The organism is Campylobacter vicugnae, from assembly GCF_002139875.1.
GTDB lineage: Bacteria > Campylobacterota > Campylobacteria > Campylobacterales > Campylobacteraceae > Campylobacter > Campylobacter vicugnae.
The window spans coordinates 785,084-803,990 of record NZ_CP018793.1; the positions used below are offsets into that span (position 1 = coordinate 785,084).

28 protein-coding genes and 1 tRNA gene are annotated in these 18,907 nt (G+C 33.2%); 5 read left to right on the plus strand and 24 right to left on the minus strand.

The annotated features are described in order from the left end of the window. The 8 genes from waaA to CVIC12175_RS04120 are packed head-to-tail and all read right to left on the minus strand — an operon-like array spanning nucleotide 1 to nucleotide 6,396. Nucleotides 1–1,116 (minus strand): lipid IV(A) 3-deoxy-D-manno-octulosonic acid transferase, encoded by a 1,116-nt coding sequence (waaA, locus tag CVIC12175_RS04085; RefSeq protein ID WP_086256660.1) that lies wholly within the window; start codon nucleotides 1,114–1,116, stop codon nucleotides 1–3. Then, nucleotides 1,113–1,826 (minus strand): zinc ribbon domain-containing protein, encoded by a 714-nt coding sequence (locus CVIC12175_RS04090; protein ID WP_086256659.1) that lies wholly within the window; start codon nucleotides 1,824–1,826, stop codon nucleotides 1,113–1,115. Before CVIC12175_RS04090 ends, waaA begins: the two co-directional genes overlap by 4 nt. Nucleotides 1,827–1,839: 13 nt before the next feature. Beyond that, nucleotides 1,840–2,565: a Nif3-like dinuclear metal center hexameric protein gene (locus CVIC12175_RS04095; RefSeq protein ID WP_086256658.1), complete on the minus strand. Its 726-nt coding sequence runs from the start codon at nucleotides 2,563–2,565 to the stop codon at nucleotides 1,840–1,842. Next, nucleotides 2,566–3,420, minus strand: a complete 855-nt coding sequence (glyQ, locus tag CVIC12175_RS04100; protein ID WP_086256657.1) for a glycine--tRNA ligase subunit alpha — start codon at nucleotides 3,418–3,420, stop codon at nucleotides 2,566–2,568. Beyond that, nucleotides 3,417–3,905 (minus strand): DUF3972 domain-containing protein, encoded by a 489-nt coding sequence (locus CVIC12175_RS04105; RefSeq protein WP_086246453.1) that lies wholly within the window; start codon nucleotides 3,903–3,905, stop codon nucleotides 3,417–3,419. Before CVIC12175_RS04105 ends, glyQ begins: the two co-directional genes overlap by 4 nt. Then, nucleotides 3,902–4,408 (minus strand): 5-(carboxyamino)imidazole ribonucleotide mutase, encoded by a 507-nt coding sequence (purE, locus tag CVIC12175_RS04110; protein WP_086248360.1) that lies wholly within the window; start codon nucleotides 4,406–4,408, stop codon nucleotides 3,902–3,904. The genes CVIC12175_RS04105 and purE overlap by 4 nt, the downstream gene beginning before the upstream one ends. After that, nucleotides 4,409–5,677, minus strand: coding sequence for a peptidase U32 family protein (locus CVIC12175_RS04115; protein WP_086255232.1), 1,269 nt, complete (start codon nucleotides 5,675–5,677; stop codon nucleotides 4,409–4,411). Continuing rightward, nucleotides 5,674–6,396, minus strand: coding sequence for a chemotaxis protein (locus CVIC12175_RS04120; protein ID WP_086248361.1), 723 nt, complete (start codon nucleotides 6,394–6,396; stop codon nucleotides 5,674–5,676). Before CVIC12175_RS04120 ends, CVIC12175_RS04115 begins: the two co-directional genes overlap by 4 nt. A 156-nt stretch (nucleotides 6,397–6,552) precedes the next feature. Here CVIC12175_RS04120 and CVIC12175_RS04125 point away from each other — a divergent pair. From CVIC12175_RS04125 to glnA, 3 genes are all read left to right on the plus strand, one after another. After that, nucleotides 6,553–6,629: transfer RNA gene (locus tag CVIC12175_RS04125), tRNA-Arg, on the plus strand. An 87-nt stretch (nucleotides 6,630–6,716) separates the two neighbouring features. Then, nucleotides 6,717–7,496 carry a histidinol-phosphatase gene (locus CVIC12175_RS04130; protein ID WP_086256656.1) on the plus strand — a complete coding sequence of 260 codons (780 nt, stop codon included), beginning with the start codon at nucleotides 6,717–6,719 and terminating at the stop codon, nucleotides 7,494–7,496. Nucleotides 7,497–7,584: 88 nt separating this feature from the next. Then, nucleotides 7,585–9,012 (plus strand): type I glutamate--ammonia ligase, encoded by a 1,428-nt coding sequence (glnA, locus tag CVIC12175_RS04135; RefSeq protein ID WP_086246448.1) that lies wholly within the window; start codon nucleotides 7,585–7,587, stop codon nucleotides 9,010–9,012. A gap of 48 nt (nucleotides 9,013–9,060) precedes the next feature. On the opposite strand, the gene CVIC12175_RS04140 is transcribed toward glnA, so the two are convergent. Then, nucleotides 9,061–9,243, minus strand: coding sequence for a hypothetical protein (locus tag CVIC12175_RS04140; RefSeq protein ID WP_086256655.1), 183 nt, complete (start codon nucleotides 9,241–9,243; stop codon nucleotides 9,061–9,063). 44 nt (nucleotides 9,244–9,287) lie between these two features. Here CVIC12175_RS04140 and CVIC12175_RS04145 point away from each other — a divergent pair, with 44 nt between their 5' ends. After that, nucleotides 9,288–9,560 carry a hypothetical protein gene (locus tag CVIC12175_RS04145; protein WP_086256654.1) on the plus strand — a complete coding sequence of 91 codons (273 nt, stop codon included), beginning with the start codon at nucleotides 9,288–9,290 and terminating at the stop codon, nucleotides 9,558–9,560. Nucleotides 9,561–10,141: 581 nt separating this feature from the next. Here the strand turns inward: CVIC12175_RS04145 and CVIC12175_RS08720 are convergent. Beyond that, nucleotides 10,142–10,270, minus strand: coding sequence for a hypothetical protein (locus CVIC12175_RS08720; RefSeq protein ID WP_257789263.1), 129 nt, complete (start codon nucleotides 10,268–10,270; stop codon nucleotides 10,142–10,144). 17 nt (nucleotides 10,271–10,287) lie between these two features. Further along, the gene (locus CVIC12175_RS08660; RefSeq protein WP_086256653.1) at nucleotides 10,288–10,530 is read right to left on the minus strand and encodes a phage tail assembly protein; all 243 of its coding nucleotides are present in this window, start codon (nucleotides 10,528–10,530) and stop codon (nucleotides 10,288–10,290) included. A gap of 194 nt (nucleotides 10,531–10,724) precedes the next feature. On the opposite strand from CVIC12175_RS08660, the gene CVIC12175_RS04155 reads away from it, so the two are divergent. Further along, nucleotides 10,725–11,135, plus strand: coding sequence for an HK97 gp10 family phage protein (locus tag CVIC12175_RS04155; protein WP_086256652.1), 411 nt, complete (start codon nucleotides 10,725–10,727; stop codon nucleotides 11,133–11,135). Between the two features lie 51 nt (nucleotides 11,136–11,186). Here CVIC12175_RS04155 and CVIC12175_RS04160 read toward each other — a convergent pair whose 3' ends face one another. From CVIC12175_RS04160 to CVIC12175_RS04215, 13 genes are all read right to left on the minus strand, one after another. Continuing rightward, complete coding sequence (locus tag CVIC12175_RS04160; RefSeq protein ID WP_086256651.1) at nucleotides 11,187–11,549, minus strand: hypothetical protein; 363 nt, start codon at nucleotides 11,547–11,549, stop codon at nucleotides 11,187–11,189. Continuing rightward, entirely contained in the window at nucleotides 11,539–11,745 is a 207-nt protein-coding gene (locus tag CVIC12175_RS04165; RefSeq protein ID WP_086256650.1) for a hypothetical protein, read from the minus strand. Before CVIC12175_RS04165 ends, CVIC12175_RS04160 begins: the two co-directional genes overlap by 11 nt. Before the next feature lies 1 nt (nucleotide 11,746). Then, a complete protein-coding gene (locus CVIC12175_RS08540; RefSeq protein ID WP_180380641.1) occupies nucleotides 11,747–11,923 on the minus strand; it encodes a hypothetical protein in 177 nt (58 codons plus the stop codon). Nucleotides 11,924–12,066: 143 nt separating this feature from the next. After that, nucleotides 12,067–12,357: a hypothetical protein gene (locus tag CVIC12175_RS04170; protein WP_086256649.1), complete on the minus strand. Its 291-nt coding sequence runs from the start codon at nucleotides 12,355–12,357 to the stop codon at nucleotides 12,067–12,069. Beyond that, on the minus strand, nucleotides 12,333–13,115 hold the full coding sequence (locus tag CVIC12175_RS04175; protein ID WP_086256648.1) for a hypothetical protein: 783 nt from the start codon (nucleotides 13,113–13,115) through the stop codon (nucleotides 12,333–12,335). Before CVIC12175_RS04175 ends, CVIC12175_RS04170 begins: the two co-directional genes overlap by 25 nt. Nucleotides 13,116–13,331: 216 nt before the next feature. Continuing rightward, entirely contained in the window at nucleotides 13,332–13,682 is a 351-nt protein-coding gene (acpS, locus tag CVIC12175_RS04180) for a holo-ACP synthase (RefSeq protein ID WP_086256647.1), read from the minus strand. After that, nucleotides 13,679–14,188 carry a flagellar basal body-associated protein FliL gene (gene fliL, locus CVIC12175_RS04185; RefSeq protein WP_086246435.1) on the minus strand — a complete coding sequence of 170 codons (510 nt, stop codon included), beginning with the start codon at nucleotides 14,186–14,188 and terminating at the stop codon, nucleotides 13,679–13,681. The genes acpS and fliL overlap by 4 nt, the downstream gene beginning before the upstream one ends. A gap of 42 nt (nucleotides 14,189–14,230) precedes the next feature. Continuing rightward, nucleotides 14,231–15,100, minus strand: a complete 870-nt coding sequence (locus CVIC12175_RS04190) for a fumarylacetoacetate hydrolase family protein (RefSeq protein ID WP_086256646.1) — start codon at nucleotides 15,098–15,100, stop codon at nucleotides 14,231–14,233. Then, nucleotides 15,097–16,251, minus strand: a complete 1,155-nt coding sequence (locus CVIC12175_RS04195) for an aminotransferase class III-fold pyridoxal phosphate-dependent enzyme (protein ID WP_086256645.1) — start codon at nucleotides 16,249–16,251, stop codon at nucleotides 15,097–15,099. Before CVIC12175_RS04195 ends, CVIC12175_RS04190 begins: the two co-directional genes overlap by 4 nt. A gap of 3 nt (nucleotides 16,252–16,254) precedes the next feature. After that, nucleotides 16,255–16,878: a trimeric intracellular cation channel family protein gene (locus CVIC12175_RS04200; protein WP_086256166.1), complete on the minus strand. Its 624-nt coding sequence runs from the start codon at nucleotides 16,876–16,878 to the stop codon at nucleotides 16,255–16,257. Nucleotides 16,879–16,902: 24 nt separating this feature from the next. Further along, the gene (locus CVIC12175_RS04205) at nucleotides 16,903–17,388 is read right to left on the minus strand and encodes a flavodoxin domain-containing protein (RefSeq protein ID WP_086246431.1); all 486 of its coding nucleotides are present in this window, start codon (nucleotides 17,386–17,388) and stop codon (nucleotides 16,903–16,905) included. 122 nt (nucleotides 17,389–17,510) lie between these two features. Beyond that, nucleotides 17,511–18,065: a 2-oxoacid:acceptor oxidoreductase family protein gene (locus CVIC12175_RS04210; RefSeq protein ID WP_086248376.1), complete on the minus strand. Its 555-nt coding sequence runs from the start codon at nucleotides 18,063–18,065 to the stop codon at nucleotides 17,511–17,513. Further along, nucleotides 18,062–18,907: a 2-oxoglutarate ferredoxin oxidoreductase subunit beta gene (locus tag CVIC12175_RS04215; RefSeq protein WP_086246429.1), complete on the minus strand. Its 846-nt coding sequence runs from the start codon at nucleotides 18,905–18,907 to the stop codon at nucleotides 18,062–18,064. The genes CVIC12175_RS04210 and CVIC12175_RS04215 overlap by 4 nt, the downstream gene beginning before the upstream one ends.

Sequence of the window (18,907 nt, forward strand, 5' to 3'; positions counted from 1 at the left end):
TTATCCTTTTATCTCTTTTATTATCTTATCCATATCGCACATATTTATAATTTTTGTGCTTTTTAAATTTGAATTTATCTTTTGCCACACATTTTCATATGAACAAAACTCAATCCCGCTTACTGCTTTATATAAATCTTTTTGATTATGGATATACTCTCCGCTTAAAATTTTGCATTTAAATTGAGCCGCCTCTATAGGATTATGCCCTCCAATGCCCTTTTCAAAACTACCACAAAGCACGACAATATCAGCAATTGCATATAAATTAACCAGCTCTCCAAGAGTATCTACAAGAATAATCTGCGAATTTAACCCCATATTATCACTAAATCTCTCAAAGCTTATATTTTTAATACTATCTTTAATAATATTATAAACGCTATTAAATCTCTCAGGATGACGCGGAACTATAAAAAGCTGATCGTTATGATTAAGCTTTAGATTGGCTAATAGATTTTTCTCTTCATTTTCGTGTGAGCTAGCTATTATTATCACTCTTTTATCTGGTTTTTTATAATGCTTTGATGGCTTTGGTAGGTTAGCTGATTTGATATTTCCTACGACTTTTATATTTTTAGCCCCTAGGTTTGTTAAACGATCTTTATCTGTCTGGCTTTGTGCTAAAACTAAATCAACATATTTAAAAAGCCATTTATAATAAAATTTAAATCTAAGATAATTTTTATAGCTTTTATCGCTAATTCTAGCATTTAAAAGTATAGTTTTAGAGCCGTTTGATTTAGCTACTCTAAATAAATTTAGCCATAGCTCTGCTTCAAAAACTATCAAAACATCTGATCTACTTAACCAAAAAGGCAAAAAACACTCAAAAGGCAAAAATCTGCAATCTGCATATTTCTTAGCCTTATCAAATCCAGTTTGAGTAATCACGCTTACTCTACAATCTTTTAACTCTTTTACTAAAGGCTCAATAGCGCAAGTCTCACCAAAGCTACAAGCATGAAAGTGATATTTAGCAAATTTAGGTTTTGGATTTTGATATAAGAAAAATCTAGCCCTAAGGCTACGGATAAACTTTTGCCTAAAACTCAAAAACCACAAAAATGGAGATGAGATAATAAGCAAAAGCCATGTAAATAGAGTATAAATCACTCCTCAATAGTCTCTTTATAAAGGATTCTACCACAATGTGGGCAAGTTGTAATATCATCACTTTTAATAATATGAGCGTAAGTCTTGTCATTTATCTTCATAAAGCAACCGTAGCAAGCTTGCTTTCTTACTGGTACAACTGCTGTATTTTTTGCCCATTTACGAATTTTTTCATAAAATGTAAGTATTTTTTGATTCATATCAGCTAGCAATTTCTCTTTTTGATCATAAATCTTGCTTCTTTCATTTTCAATAGCTTTTAACTCATCAGCTACTTCGTTATTTAGGCTATCTAGGCTATTTTGAATTTGAGTTTTTTTCTCTTCAAGCTCAGCTTTTAACTCATTTTTATTATCAATTATTCTCTCAAGTCTGCCAATCTCTTCATTAGCTGCTTCAAGCTGATCTTTTGCTAGATCCTCTTCTAAATTTAGAGCTTTTATCTCTTTTTCGCTCTTTACAGCTGAGGATTTTTTGCTAATATCTTTGATTTTAGCGTTAAACTCATTAATATGAGAATTTGTATTAGCAATTTGTGCTTTTAGCTCTGATATTTCATTATCAACTTTTTCTATATTTTCATCTATAGCTACTATTTCATCTTTTTTAAGTTGTAAATTTCTATTAATACTATCAATTCTTGGTGCATAATTATCGATTTTTTGGTCGATTTGTGATAAATTCACAAGTTGTTGTAGATACTTATTCATTGATTTCCTTTGGTTATCTATATTCAAATGGATTTATTGAGTTCGTGATTGTAGCAAAAACTTTAAACTTTTGCAAGTTTAATGCCAAAGACTCCCCAAAATACCGCTCACTTTCAAAATGATTAATATCAATCAAGCTAAGTGAATTTTCATAAGATTGAAGTGCTGTATGATACTTAAAATCTCCACTTAAAAAGCAATCAGCCTTTAAATTGCTAATTAACTCGCTTCCACTTCCAGTGCAAAGTGCTGCTGTTTTGATAAAATCACACCCTTTAACTACTCTTATAGTAACTAAATTTAATTTAGATTTTATATCAGCTACAAACTCTTCAAAGCTCTTATTTACCTCAAATTTAAGTATAAATTCACCATCTTGTTCATAATTTTTATAACCTAAAATCTCACTTAAGACAAATTTATTTAAAACCATCTTATCATAATTAGTATGCATAGAGATTAGGCTAATATCTTTTTTAATCATCTCTTTTATTAAATTTGCTGGATACTTGCTGCTATCAAGGCTTTTTAACCCTTTAAAAATTAAAGGATGATGAGTTATAAAAAGTGTTCTAGGTTTAGCCCTAGCTACTAATAAACTATCTAAATCCAAACTTAAAGTAACACTATCAAACTCATCGCCCATACTGCCTATTATAAGTCCAGAATTATCCCAACTCTCTTGTAGTTCAAATGGTGCTATACTATCAAGAATAGCATAAATTTCAGATATTTTCACCTATTTTAAACTCTCTTTATAAGCTAATGCGCAGCCTTTTGCCAGCTCTCTAATCTTAAGGATATAATCCTGCCTTTGCGTAACGCTAATTGCTCCACGCGCATCAAGCACATTAAATGTATGCGCTGCAAGCATACAATAATCATATGCTGGAAGTGCTAATCCATGCTCTAAAATCGCCTTACACTCATTAGAGTAAGACTCAAACCACGCAAAAAGTTTAGCAGTATCAGCTATTTCAAAATTATATTTACTAAACTCAAATTCACCTTGCTTATGCACATCGCCGTAGGTAACTATATTTCCATTATAATCATCCCAAACAATATCATAAACACTATCTTTATCTTGTAGATACATAGCCAAGCGTTCAATTCCATATGTTACTTCAGCGCTTATTAATTCACACGGAATTCCGCCTACTTGCTGAAAATATGTAAATTGTGTTACTTCCATACCATCTAGCCAAACTTCCCAGCCTAGACCCCACGCACCAAGTGTCGGGCTTTCCCAATTATCTTCTACAAACCTAATATCATGCTTTTTAAGATCAAGACCTAATCTTTCAAGACTTTTTAAATATAGCTCTTGGATATTTTTTGGGCTTGGTTTCATTATTACTTGAAACTGATAGTAACTACCAAGTCTATTTGGATTTTCTCCATATCTACCATCTGTTGGACGGCGAGATGGAGCTACATATGCTACATTCCACGGCTTATCCCCTAAAGAGCGTAAAAAAGTAGCTTGATGATATGTACCAGCACCAGCTGGCATATCATATGGCTGGACGATAATACAGCCTTGTTCGTTCCAATATTGTTGTAGAGTTAAAATTATCTGACTAAATGTCATGATTTTCCTTTATTGTCGTTAAAATTCTCTATGGCTTTATTCCACATTAGCTTATATTTTCTTTTTAGAAACTCAACCTCTTCTTGAGCTAATTTAAGCTGATTTGTAAGCGTTTCAACCGTCTTTCTATCTTCATCATATAGCTCTTGCATAGAATAAAGTGCCTCTTTAAGAAATTTATTCTCATTTCTAAGTGCTTCAAGAGTTTCATCTTTAGCGTCTAAAACTTTCTCATGTAAATTTAAGATAGTTCCAATAGTCTTTTCTACAAAGCTCTCACCAGGTAAAGTATAATGCTCATTACTTACTACCATATCGCCATTACTAGCAGGTACAACACTCATAGTTCCTTCATTTGCCTCTATATACATCACGCCATTATCTACTTTTGTATTTAGTGCACCTCTTTGAATCATACCATCTACAACCTCACGCTTTAAATGCACAAGCTGACAAAACTCATCAATGGCTAGATATGTTTTCATTTAGCACCACCTAGGAGTACCTCTATTTTCTTAGAATCTGCTTCTAAAGATTTAGCCTGTTTTTCTCTATCTTCTTTTAGTTTTAAAGCCAAATTTTCATCACTTAGAGCTAGAATTTGCATTGCTAGATATGCAGCATTTTTAGCTCCTGCTTTACCAATTGCAAGTGTAGCTACTGGCATACCAGCTGGCATTTGAACAGTTGAATATAGCGCATCTACGCCATTTACTGCTGAACCACCCATTGGCACGCCAATTACTGGTTTTAGGCTATAAGCTGCAACTGCTCCTGCTAAGTGGGCTGCCATACCAGCTGCACAGATAAAGACTACTGCGCCTCTAGCATCGGCATCTTCTACATATTGGCGAGTTCTAGTTGGGCTTCTATGAGCTGAGCTAATAATCATCTCATATTTAACATCAAATTCTTCTAATATTTTAGCAGTTTCGCTAACAATCTCATAATCACTCTTGCTACCCATTATAATACTAACAAATTTCATTTACTCTCCTTCTACAATCTCTTTACGCAAAAAGCTAAACTCTGGTAAATTAGCAGGGAGTTTAATCTCATTTTCATTTCCACTATGAATTTCATCAAATTCCTTGCCTTTTGTGCTTAGTAGCTTTTTAAATTTAACATAATATTTATCATCTCTTTTATAAATAGTGCCAAGTTCATTTTCAACACTATTAATAACTGCATTAACCGGAGCAAAAATCTCATATTCATGTTTAGTATCTATTTTAAATTTAGTCTTAAAACTTTGACCATCGATACTAATAGCATGGACTTGGTGAGTGCCTTCTTCTATGCTAGTTTTATGATTTTGAGTATCATCTCTTTCATATGGTTTATGAATTAAATACCCATCGCTAAAACCTCTATTTTTTAGCGTATTTAGCTCTGCTTCATAAATTTCAGGTCGAAATTTACCAGCTATAGCATCATCAATTGCCATTCTATAAGCTTTTGTAGCACATGCTGCGTAGTATTCGCTTTTTGTTCTACCTTCTATTTTTAAGCTATCTACGGCTTGAGTTTGAAGGATTTTTAATATATGCTTACTTAAATTTAAATCTTTAGAATTCATTATATGAGTGCCGTGTTCATTTTCTTCAAGGCGAAACAAAGCGCCATTTTCAGGACTTTTAGCATATAATTCATAGTTAAACCTACAATCATTTGCACAACTACCACGATTGCTTAATCTACCACTTTGTACTGCTGAGACTAGGCATCTACCTGAATATGCAAAACACATCGAGCCATGACAAAATATCTCTAATTCTAGGCTTGGAATCATCTCTTTAATCAATACAGCATCTTTTAAGCTCATTTCACGAGCTGCTACTATCCTACTAGCACCCATATCATGATAAATTTGAGCATCTAAATAGTTCATAACATTTGCTTGAGTAGAAAGATGCACCTCAATATGCGGTGCAATTTCTTTGGCTAACTTCATAACTCCAGGAGTTGCAATTATAAAAGCATCAACTCCAAATTCGCTAACTGTTTTGATATGTTTTTTAAGATTATCAAGCTGTGCATTATATGGAAAGCCATTTATTGTAGCGTAAAACTTAGCTCCACTTTTGTGTGCTAATCTTACTCCCTCTTCAAAACTTTCAAGGTCAAATTCCTTCGCACTTCTTTGTCTTAAAGAAAAATTACCTACGCTTGCATATACTGCATCAGCTCCATATGCTAAAGCGATTTTAAGCTTAGTTAAATTCCCAGCCGGGCTTAAAAGTTCTGGCTTTTTCACTTTTTACCCAATGAATTAATTAAAGCTTCAATATCAGCATTGCTTACAACATCTTCAGTTGTTGTATCTCCTTCAATATGCATAGCAGAGCCTACGCGTTTATCATCATCAATCTTACCTTCAAATAAGCTATTCATATATTTGCTTAAGGCGCGCATTACATTTATAACTCTTTCGATTTTTTGACGATGTATATCTTGATACTGCATCATATCCATTGTCATCATTACTTCATCTTGACCCATTTGAACACTGTTTATAATATTATCTATTTTATTGTCTAGATTTTTATTAAGCTCTAAAAGTTCGCCAAATGTTTGAACATTTGGAAATTTTTCATGCAAAATTTCAAAAACCTCTATATTTCTTGCAATACAAGTTTTAGCATCATTTGATGTGTTTTCTGCATCTAGACAAAATCCATTGATAGTCTCTAGCTTATCAAACATCTCAGTGGCTTTTTCTTCAGAATCTTTAGTAACATCATCAAGTTGATGAACTACTTTATGGTCATCTGTTGGTGGTGGTGGTGGCCATGCACTAGTTGAGCTAACTCTATAATTATCATGTGTAACTATATGGCCTCCATCTTGAATAACTGCATCAGCATCCTCTTTTTGATTTGGCTCTTCTAAGCCAATACTATCTATACTATCTATGCTATTACCTAGATCACTTAGATCTTCAGCCATTAAAGCATCTAATTCTTCTTGTGTCATAAGAGCTCCTTAAGAACGTAATTGCGTGATTGTATCTAAATTTAGATAAATTTTGCTTTACATTACAATAATCATTAAAAATTTCAAAAAATGTTTGTAAATTTTGCTAACTTTAAGGAATTATTATGTATAATTCCAGCTCTTATTTACTTAAGTGCGCTCTTAGCTCAGCTGGATAGAGCATTTGATTGCGGTTCAAAAGGTCAGAGATTCGAATTCTCTAGGGCGCACCACTTCTTTTTTTATTATCCTAAAATTTAGTTTTAATCTTTTATTTTATATAATTATCTAAAATTTTCAGATGTTTTAAGGATTATTTTATGATCGTAGATCTACACAACCATACTCCACTATGCAATCACGCAACAGGTACTCCAATAGATTATGCCAAGGCTGCCTTTAATCAAGGGTGCAAATTTTATGGATTTAGTGATCATGCTCCAATGAATTTTGATCAAAAATATAGAATGAGCTTTAAAGATATGGATGATTATAAAGAGGCAATTGATATTTTAAAAGCTGAATTTAAAGACAAAATGGAGATATTATTTGGTTACGAGGTTGATTATTTACCCGGATTTATAGACGATAGAGTGCTAAATGCTAATGTTGATTATCTAATCGGGTCGGTGCATTTTTTAAACGGCTGGGGATTTGATAATCCTGAGTTTATTGGAGAGTATAAAAATAGAGATATTGATCAAATTTATATTGATTATTTTAACGCCATTAAAGAGATGGCAAAATTTGGCAAATTTGATATTGTTGGTCATATTGATCTTATTAAGGTATTTAACTATAAACCAAAAACAGATATAAGAATCATCGCTAAAGATGCTTTAAATGAGATTAAAAAAAGCGGTATGACAGTAGAGCTAAATAGTGCTGGTCTTCGCAAACCAGTATGTGAGATTTATCCTGGAGATGATATTTTGGAGATGATGAGTCAAATGGGTATTGATATTACTCTTTCAAGCGACGCGCACTCTATAGAACAAGTTGGACAAAATATGGATAAAATTATTAAAAAAGCTAAAGACTTTGGTTATAATGAAGTTGCAATATACAAAAACCAAGAGAAAATAATGGTAAAAATTTAAAATGGTGGTAATTTAAATATAAATTTAAACTTAAAATTTGTATTTTATGCTATAATTTTGAAATTTTAATTTTTTAAGGAGTTTGCCTATGGGTAGATTTGTAAATAATGTTAGTGAATTTTTTAAATATTGTGATGAAAATGAAGTGAAATTTGTTGATTTTCGCTTTACTGATTTAAAAGGTACATGGCATCACGTATCTTATAATATAAAGGCAATCAATGAGGATTCTTTTAATGGAATTCCTTTTGATGGTAGCTCTATCGATGCTTGGCAACCTATACATAAATCAGATATGATGCTTATACCTGATGTAGAGACTGCATTTTTAGACCCATTTACAGCAGATACTACAATAATAGTAATCTGCGATGTATATGATATCTATAAAAATGATCTATATGAAAAATGTCCACGCTCAATAGCTAAAAAAGCTATGCAACATCTAAAAGATAGCGGAATTGGTGATACTGCATATTTTGGCCCAGAAAATGAGTTTTTTGTATTTGATAATGTAAGAATTATTGATAAGCAAAACTGCGCTATGTATGAAGTAGATACTGAAGAGGGCGAATGGAATGATGCTAAGGATTATCAAGATGGCTACAATAGCGGCCACCGCCCAAGAGCAAAAGGCGGCTACTATCCAGTTCAACCAATTGATTCAATGGTGGATTTAAGAGCTGAGATGGTAAATGTACTTGAGCAAGTTGGTCTTGAGACATTTGTAGTGCATCACGAAGTAGCTCAAGGTCAAGGCGAAATTGGAGTTAAATTTGGTACATTAGTAGAGGCTGCTGATAATGTGCAAATCTATAAATATGTAGTAAAAATGGTAGCTCATCTAAATGGCAAAACAGCTACATTTATGCCAAAACCTCTATATGGTGATAATGGTAGCGGTATGCATGTCCATCAAAGTATTTGGAAAGATGGTAAAAATCTATTTTTTAAAGCAGGAACATATGCAAATCTAAGCGATATGGCTAGATGGTATATCGGTGGCGTATTAAGACACGCTAGAAGCGTAGCTGCATTTACTAATCCAAGTACAAACAGCTATAAAAGATTAATTCCTGGTTTTGAAGCACCAAGTATTCTTACATACTCTTGCCAAAATAGAAGCGCAAGTTGTAGAATCCCATATGGATCAGGAGAAAAAAGTGTAAGAGCTGAATTTAGATTCCCAGATAGTTCTGCATGTCCATATCTAGCATTTGCAGCTATGTTAATGGCAGGACTTGATGGTATTAAAAATAAAATTGAGCCAGTAGGACCAATGGATGAAGATCTATTTGAATTAACATTAGATGAGATTAGAGAGCGTGGTATTGAGCAGTTACCTCATACACTAAGAGGAAGTCTAGAAGCTGTAATTCGTGATAATAAATACTTAAGTGCTATAATGACAGATCACTTTATAGAGACTTATCAACACTATAAATTTGAGACTCAAGTATGGCCATATGAGCAACGCCCTACTCCGTTTGAGTTTAAAACTGTATATTCTTGCTAATTTACAACCCTTTGAACCTTCGTTCAAAGGGATTTTATACCGTAACTTTTAAAATTTAATTAATTGGTGAGCATCTTTAAAACTGCTAATCTTTTTATTTAGCTTATCCATATTTGCTGTAGTAGTTCTTATACTATCAGAAATCTTAGCAAAGCTCCTATCTAGCTTTGTTATCGCATTAACTCCAGATACCCCAAGGGCGATACTAAGCCCTATGGTTGTCTCAGCCATTTTTAAACTCCTTTTATTTATAATTATTAAAAACAAGGATGAATATGCTTATTAAATACGCTCTTTCACAAACTAGCATTTTAGAAACAATTATTTATACTGCAGTTTTTTGGTTTATCCTTATGTGGACAAATGATGCACACCTTTTAAATGGGACATCGCTCCAGCAGTTTTTTGTATGCCTTATATCCTCTTTTTTATTTGCTGGCCTTACTTCTCCAGCTAGCGTTATTATCGGTGGGGCAATAACCTTAATTATAAAGACTATCTTAAAATTTTGGTTTGCTTATGAGATTAAGCATTTAAATAGATTTTAATATATTTTAACTTCGCACGGCAACAAGTCGCCGTTTGCGACAGGGAGTTACACTCCCTTGACCCACCTAAAGCCCCACTTCGTGGGGTACCCCTATTTTAACTTCGCTACACCATCTCTTTAGCAATTTGCACAAACTCTGCAAAATCTTCTACTTCCATATCCAAAATTTCATTATACCCAAAGCCCATCGTATGCCCAATAAGGGCTATGTGCGTTAAGCTATAACCCCAGCCTCTTGCAAAAAATTGCCAAGCGCCTTTTAAAACTCTAACTTTGCTTTTAAATTTGCAAAAGGGCTATTAACCTTTGATATTTCGCCTATACCTTTTATAGCAAGTCCTATTGAAATGCCTAAAACTTCATTTTGCAAAAAATCTCCTTTTATAGTATAATTTACCTATGAAAAGATTTATAATTTTTATTGCACTTTGCATCATTTCGTTTATTGTTTTGCTATTTACAAACAATGATGAGTACATAATTGCTTCATCTATTATTTATGCTACGCTTATCTATCTTTTTTTATACATTGTTGATTTATTGCCTGCTCACACAAATAATACGTTTTATCGCTTTTTATCATTTATCACACGCATTTAAAGATTTGATAATTTCCATAGCTTCCTTTAAATACTCATTATACTCGCCCACATCCATACTCATAATTTCACTATATGAAAAGTGTAGAGCATGACCTATTAAAGCCACGCCCCTAGAGCTGTGGGCTATGCTAAAAAATTACTCACTTCTTTTAAAAGCATTGTGCAATCTTTTGCGTCCAAATTTTCAAGCTCCTCTTCACTTAAGCAAGTAAGATTGCTTGTAAGCCTAAATAATAGATCGCTATCATTTTGCCCGCCACCACTCATCAAAAATCTTACATCACGACCCTTTGGGTGTCTGATTTTTATCTCTTTTTTATCACTTAGCGTAACTACTGTATATTTTTCATTGTTCTCTTCAATTATGTTTTTTTCATCTTTGTCCTTTTTTTATTTTTATCTATTTTTATGTTCTTTAGCGTGGTAGCAAGCTACCACTAAGAACCAATACTAAAGTCCCCATAAATGGGGTACCCCACGCAAGTGGGGCTTTAGGTGGGTCAAGGGAGTGTAACTCCCTGCCACAAAGGTCGGCTCTGCTGACCTAAGGAGTAAAAAATATGAACGGCATATATAAAAGATTTATATTTAGAGTAGCTAGTGAAGTAGTAAATAACGCAAAAGAGATAGCCCCATATAAGACAGGCAATCTAAAAAAAGATATAAAGGTAATTAGCTACAGCCATAAAAAAGCAGTTATAGGCAATACCAAATTAGCACCATATGCTAAATTCGTCCATTTTGGCACCAAGCCACATATGATTAAGGCTAAAAACAAAAAAGTACTAGCTGCTAAAGGCAAAATTTTTGGTAAAAAAGTAAATCACCCAGGAACTAAAGCAAATCCATATCTAGAAAATGCAGCAAATAGGTATATAAATAGCAGTGGTTTTACTAGGGCTAAATCTGCCCTAGCTAATGAAGTGAAAAATAGGCTTATAAATGATATTAAAAAGCAGTTAAAAACCTAAATTTAGTCCGCAAAGACGGGCTTTATGCCGTGTGAAGTCAAAAAATGGGGGCTATTTGTTAGCACCAACGCCTGCAAGATAAGCAAAAACACCTGTAAAAGTGTTGCTTAGAAGTCCAAGCCCCAATGTAGTATCGCCATTAATAAGCAGATAAAGTCCTGTGCCACCAAGAGCAATAGCTGCAGAAACGCCTACTAAAAAGGACTTGTTCCATTTATCTTTTGAAATTTCGCTTTGAAGTTTAGCAAACTCAAACTGCCGTTCATTATCCTCACTTGTGGCTTTTATCTGTGCTAGAGCCGTTTGTTGTTTGCTTTTTTCTATCTTTGATATAACCTCGCCAACTCTTTCTAGTGCTTCATGACTTATATCATCATCTATTTGCGGAGTTATGACCTCATCATTAGCAGCCATATTTGCCCCTTGTATTTGCTAAAAAGCTATTTTGTTGCTGTGCCATAAGACCTAGTGAGCTTTTAATAACGGCTAATTCAATTGGTTCGACTTCTAAGCTTAGCCCTTTATAATTTTTATACACTACTTTTACGACCTGCGAATTTGTAGTCTTTTGCAATGATTTTGCTTGTTTAAATACATCTAAGTTTAGCATTTTAACCCCTTAATTCGTATTTTGCATCTGCATCTTTAATAACCTGCATCATGGCTTTACCAACATTTTCAAACCCGCTTTCGATTTTTATATGCTTTTTATTGTCTATATCGCCGCTACCAAACATATCATAGGCCTTTGCAAATCCATTAAAAAATGCGATAATTCTATCTCCCATAGCTTTGCTCTCCTTATGTTTTCTAGGGGTACCCCGCTTGCGGGGACTTTAGTAACGCATAGTCTTATGGGCTTTGCTCATAAGACTGATATGCTATGATATCATAAATTTCTAAATAAGTTTATAAATTTACGCCTCATTTTTTATCCTTTAAAATTCGCTTTTATATACTCTAATGCATCTATGAAAGTGCCAGTGAATTTATGCCCGCTCCCTAATACTTCAAAGTCGCAAATTTCATTAAGCTTTTTATAGCTTAGGTCTTCATCAAAAACAGGTAGTATGCCAAAAATATAACTTATTTTACCGTCATCATCTATTCTATTAAGATTATTTAGGTTATTGTCGCTCTTTTTATCATGATACTCCCAGTTTTTTTCACATATATCCCACTCTATTCCACCATATCCTATAGTAAATTTGCGATTTTCCATTTTATCACCTCTTTTTTGTCATATTTTGAAGCATTTTTAAAGTAATCAAAAGATTTTTTCTTGCTCTCATTAGGCTTAAAGCAAGTCACTATCTCATCGCCGTTAAAAACTATAAAATAGCCATTATCACTAAAGGCATTTATATAATTGTTATTTGCATTTTTAGCCACTGTGTTTATCGAGTTTAACGCTCTAACTATATCAATTTTACTAGTTCTTTTGTTTAGTTGTAAGGAGTGGTTATTTTTGCCATAATAGTTATCCTTGCTAAGCACTCTCTCAACTCCAATCTTATCTATATGCTTTATTACTTCATCTTTGTTTAATGGACTTGTATTTCTCATCACTACTCCACCCACTTCTTCTTCGTCAATCCACACAGGCACCACTTCCGTGCGACAGCGAAAATGATATGGTGGAAGTCCAAAATCCTTAGGCAAAATCTTACCATAAAATGCACCATTTCGCCAAATAGCAGCTGATTTTTTCTGGGCGATATTTTTGGCATTTTGGATAGCCCCGCTTTGAGCTTCTAGATGCGAAGCTGGTATTATGCGCCCATTCATAGATCTGCAACACTCACTAGTGCGACCATCTATCCTAGCTACTACTTTATAATGTTTAACTCCATTTTTAGCACCTTCATTGATTCTTGAGATATTTTGCATCTGGCTTATGATATGATCGCTTACGCCTTCAAAGTAGCTGGTATTGGCTGATAACATCATATTAATCAGATTTAAAATTGTAAAATCCATAAAAAGAGCGTAAAAATAAAATATAAAAATTTTGCTAAAAATATTCTCAAATAATGTTAAAATAAATCACTAATCTATTTTGATATCAATTATATTTAAAATAGCTTTTTATAAAATTTTATCTATTTACAAATTTAAATTTTATTTTTCAAAATAAGAATTTGAAAATTTAATACTAACATTTAATATTACGAATTCTATCTTTGCTAAATTGGCTTAATTTTGTTCAATAATAACTGCAGCTATAGCAAATCCACCATCATGAGTTATGCTAAGTGAAGAATTTTTAATATTAAATTTAAGAAGCGTATCTAATTTAAATTGAATCTTTGGCGCTCCTTTACTATCTTTATAAATTGTAGCATCACCAAATCCAAATTCAGCTCCGATACCACAACCAAGCGCTTTACTAATAGCCTCTTTAGCAGCCCAAAAACCAGCCAAAGTAGCATTATTTTTGGCAAGTTCAATCTCACTATCATTTAAAAATTTACGCAAAAAAAGATCGCCGTGCCTAGCCTTGGCAGTAGCGATCCTATCAATACTTACAATATCAATGCCTATCATTGCACTATAAAATCAGTAAAAAAGACATTTTTAATATATCCATCTCTTAATACTTCATTAATCCTAGTTACTAATTCATCTTTTAAACGCTCTTTTCCTTTAGCTGTGCTTACATCTTCGTACGTTTTAGCAGATAAACTTCTAATAATTATATCTCTTATTAGGGCTTGTTTTTTATCTATTTCTGGACTTAAAGTCTCTTCGCTTAGTTCTAGATTCATTGTAGTTTTTAGATATCTAGTACCACTCTCGCTAAGTAAATTTACAACATATTGCTCCATTGGATATACTGGACCAATGTTAAAAAAATCATTTGAACGCTGTTTTGGAGCTACTTGAGCTGATGGTGTATTAGCAGCTTGCGCTACTTGCTTATCATCTCCACCACTCATCAATAGCATTACTACAATAACGCCGATAATCAACAAAAATACAACCACACCAATAATAGCTATCAGTACAACTGGACTCTTTTTACTCTCTAATTTTATATCTTCATCTGCCATTTTACTTCCTTTTTGTTATATTATAGTTTAATTTTGCTTAAATTATTCACCGACAATATTTTTTAATATACCAATCCCTTCTATTTCGCACTCTACTATATCATCTTTTTTAAGATATTTTGGCGGAGTAAAGCCCATCCCTACACCGCTTGGAGTACCAAGAGATATGATAGTTCCAGCCTTTAGAGTCATTCCAGCACTTAAATCGCTTATAACATAAGCAGCATCAAATATCATATCAGCAGTATTTGCATTTTGTCGCAATTCTCCATTAATTCTTGAGCAAATTTTTAAATTTGATATATCAAGATTAGTCTCAATCCATGGCCCCATAAGTGTCGAGCCATCTAGGCTTTTGCCATAATACCACTGCTTATAACGATTTTGAATATCACGAGAACTAATATCATTTAAAATTGTATAGCCAAATACATATTCTAAAGCATCTTTTATAGAGACATTATAGGCATCTTTTCCTATAATTAATGCTAGTTCTACTTCATAATCTAAAGTTTGCGTAATATTGCTATGACTTGGAAATTTAGCACCATCACCTAAGATATAGTTTGCTCTTTTTCCAAAATATACCGGAAATTCTCTTTTACCATCAAATTCAATCTTTTTAAATCTATATGACTCTTTGGCGTGTTCCATATAGTTAATCCCTAAGCAGATTATATCTTGAAGTGGAGATAGGATTGGTGGTAGCTTTTCTATACTTTCATATGGCTCACCGCCACTTTTTGAGCTTAAATTTTCTAAAATTTGACGCTCAGTCTGAGTTAGTGTAATGATTAAATCATTCATATCTTTTTTATCTATTCCAGCAGTACTAATATCTATAACTCCATTATTTGCACTTAATACTCCAAGCTTTACTATTCCATCTTTTTTATAGGTTATAAGCCTCATTTTTTTGCCTTGCTAATTGCTAATTTTAATCTAGAAAATCCCTCTTTCATCTCTTTTTTATCCAAATTTAATGGTGGTAAAAATCTTAATGTATTACTACCCGATCTTAATACCAAAACTCCACACTCTAAAGCTTTTAATATTATGGTATTTAATAAATTTGAATCTTTAACAACTATACCTTGCATTAAGCCAAGACCGACTCTTTTTTCAAAAATATCGCTATTTTCTTTTACCAATTTATCTAATTTTTTTTCAAATTTAGATATTTTTTTATCTAATTTTCCACTATTTTTTAAATTTTCAAGCTCATTAAGCACATATTCAGCTACACTTGTTACTAAAAATCCACCGCCAAAAGTGCTACCATGGTCTCCAGGCGCAAAGATAGGTTTTTTAGATGCACAAGCCCCAATTGGCACACCATTACCAAGTCCCTTAGCAAATGTGATAATATCTGGTTCAATTTCATAAAGCTTAGCAGTAATAAACTCACCTGTACGATATACTCCGCACTGCACTTCATCTGTAATAAGCAAAATATTTTTTTGATTTAAAATCTTAGCTAATTCTTGAACTTTAGCTTTATCAAGTGGATTTATACCGCCTTCTCCTTGAACTAACTCAATTATAACTGCAGCTGTATTTTCATTTAAATTTTCAATAATTTCATCAATGCTATTATAGAATTTAAATCCATTAGGATAAGGAGCAAAATCATCTGGATGAAATTTATCTTGTCCAGTCATTGCTAAAGTCGCAATAGTTCTGCCATGAAATGAATTTGCAAGACTGATGATTTCACTCTTTTTACCTTGTTTATAACCAAATTTTCTAGCTAGTTTGATTGCGCATTCATTTGCTTCGGCCCCACTATTAGCAAAAAATAGCTCATATTCTCCACCAAGTAGATTTGAAATTTTATCAGCTAATTTAGATTGCGGGGTAATGTTATATAAATTTGATGTATGAAGTAAGGTTTTAGACTGTTTTGATATGATTTTTGCTACACCTTTATGGCTATGACCTAAAGCACAAACTCCAATCCCGCTAGCAAAATCTATATAATCCTTACCATATTCATCCCATAAAGTAGCACCATAACCACGCACAAATCCTACATCTGCTCTTAAATAATTATTCATCAGCATAAATCAATCCTTATAGTGAATTTGCGGCAAATTCCAATTTCTATAATATGCTACCAGCCGCCATGTAACACCAAATATAAATAAAACAAATATCCAATAAATACTAGTAAGCCCTGCTAAATGCATCAAATAGTATATAGCTCCAACGCCCATACTAATCGTTCCATATAATCCAGTCTTTAAAAACCAAGGAACTTCATTTAGCAATACATCACGCATAATTCCGCCACCAACACCATTAAAAAACGCCACCATAATCACGCCAAAAATATTAAGCCCAAACTCTAAAGATACAATAGCCCCAACAATAGAAAAGCTTACTACATCTACTGCATCAGTCATAATAAATATAAATTTTTTATCTAGATTACTTCTTTCTTTTTGGTGAAATTTAAGTAAAAACGCCAAAATCATAACAGCCAATACAATACAAACAGGAATATAATGTGTAAAAGAATATGCAGGGCGACCCACGATCATATCGCGAATCAATCCTCCGCCAAGTGCAGTTAAAAATGCTGCTAAAAATACGCCTAGCCAGTCACAGCCTCTGCGTATTCCAAACAAAAATCCGCTCAAAGATGCTGAGGCTATACCGACATATTCTGCAAATAAAAAAGCTTCCATTGCTAACTTTGAGCTTTATAAGATTTAGAATTCAGATTTAATAGATTCAACCCATTTATCGGCTCTAGCTTGCCAATCTTTGTCATTTTTATAATCAATTGCAAGACCAATAAATTTGCCATTTATAAATGATAGTGAATTTTTAAACGCATATCCATCAATATCAGTAGCACCAACAAGTTTAACACCACGAATATGTGGTAAAAACTCCACTAAACCATCAAGAAATGTCGTAGGATGTTTAACCTGCCCGCCTACACCTACTAAAGCTAGAGTTTTACCGCCAAACTCAGCCTCAGCTATAATATCCAATTTAGCTTTAAAATCTTTTTGTAAATCACCATGACCATGAGTAGAAGCTGCAAAAATTAATTTATCATAGCTATTTAAAAAATCAAGTGTAAGTTCTTTTGCATCAATTATCTCGCTATCAAAATTCTTTGCTATATACTCTGCAACTACTTTTGTATCGCCAGCATTTGTACCATATACTACGCCAACTTTTGCCATTTTTTTCCTTTAATATTTAAATTTAAAGCAGAAATTATATCAAAGTAAAGTCTAAAATTTGCTTAATTATTTTGTTATAATAAGATACCAAAGCCACAAATATTGGCTTTGGTTTAATTAAGTTATTGCATACATTTAGAAGCGTATGCAAGTCCTAGATCATAAGCTTTATTGTTTGCCTCTTTTACCTTATCTGGAACTGAGCTTAGCATCTTAGCTCTTACTATCTCTTCATCCATTACGCCTGTAAATTTTACAGCTACACCAAGAGCTACAACGCTTTGAGTAATTACATTACCAACTTCATCTTTTGCAATTGATATAATTGGAATTTCATAGATTTTCCAGCGTTTTTTATCTGCTTCGCTAGGTTTAACCAAATTTGGTTCAACAACTATAATACCACCATCTTTTACGCCATCTTTAAAGGTATCATAGCTATTTTGAGCAGTTGCAAGCATAAAGCAAATTTCACCTTCATTTGCATATGGATACTTAATCTCTTCATCGCTTAAAATGATATCAACCTTAGTTGGACCACCACGTACTTGAGATGTGTATGTAGATGCTTTTACGCCATATCCACCAGCTTCAATTTTAGCTGCTGAAAGAATCTCACCAGCTAAGATAACACCTTGACCGCCAACACCAACAAATCTTAACTCTGCTAAACTCATATTATCTCCTCAAAGTTGACTTTTGTCTTATTTTGAGCTGCTTCTTTTACTTTAGCATATGCTTTGCAATACTCTATACGATTTTCATCTTTAAATAGTATGCCTGTAGGAAACTTACCTTTTTTCTCTTCATCGCTAAGAGTGTCAAATTTAGCCTTAGATACTGTTCTATCATCTATCCATTTAACCATTTGAGTAGCTTCACCCATTTTGTTTTTTCTACCTAGATTAATATGGCAATTAGAGAATATATCAAAGAAGCTATAACCTTCATGTTTAAAGCCTTCTATTAACATTTTTTCAATTCTAGTTGGGTTAATAACTGTCTCACGACCAACAAATGTTGCACCAGCAGCAGTTGCTAGTTTAGCAGCATCAAAGTTTGGATCGATATTACCCCATTGAGCTGTAACAGTCCAAAAACCTTGTGGAGTTGTAGGACTTGTTTGTGAGTTTGTAAGACCATAGATAAAATTATTAATTAAAATATGATTAATATCTATATTTCTACGGCAACCATGAATTGTATGATTACCGCCGATTGCTAAGCCATCGCCATCACCAGTTACTACAATTACATGTTTTTCTGGATTTGCCAGCTTAATACCTGTAGCATATGCAATTGCACGGCCGTGAGTTGTATGTACTGTATTGCAATTTACATAGCTTGAGAAGCGTCCGCTACATCCAATACCGCTTACTACACAAACATCATCCATATTCCAGCCCATTGCATCTATAGCACGGATAACACTTTTTAAGATGACGCCATCACCGCAACCCCAGCACCAAAGTGTTGGCATTTTACTTGTTCTTAAATAATTATCATAATTAAAAGCCAT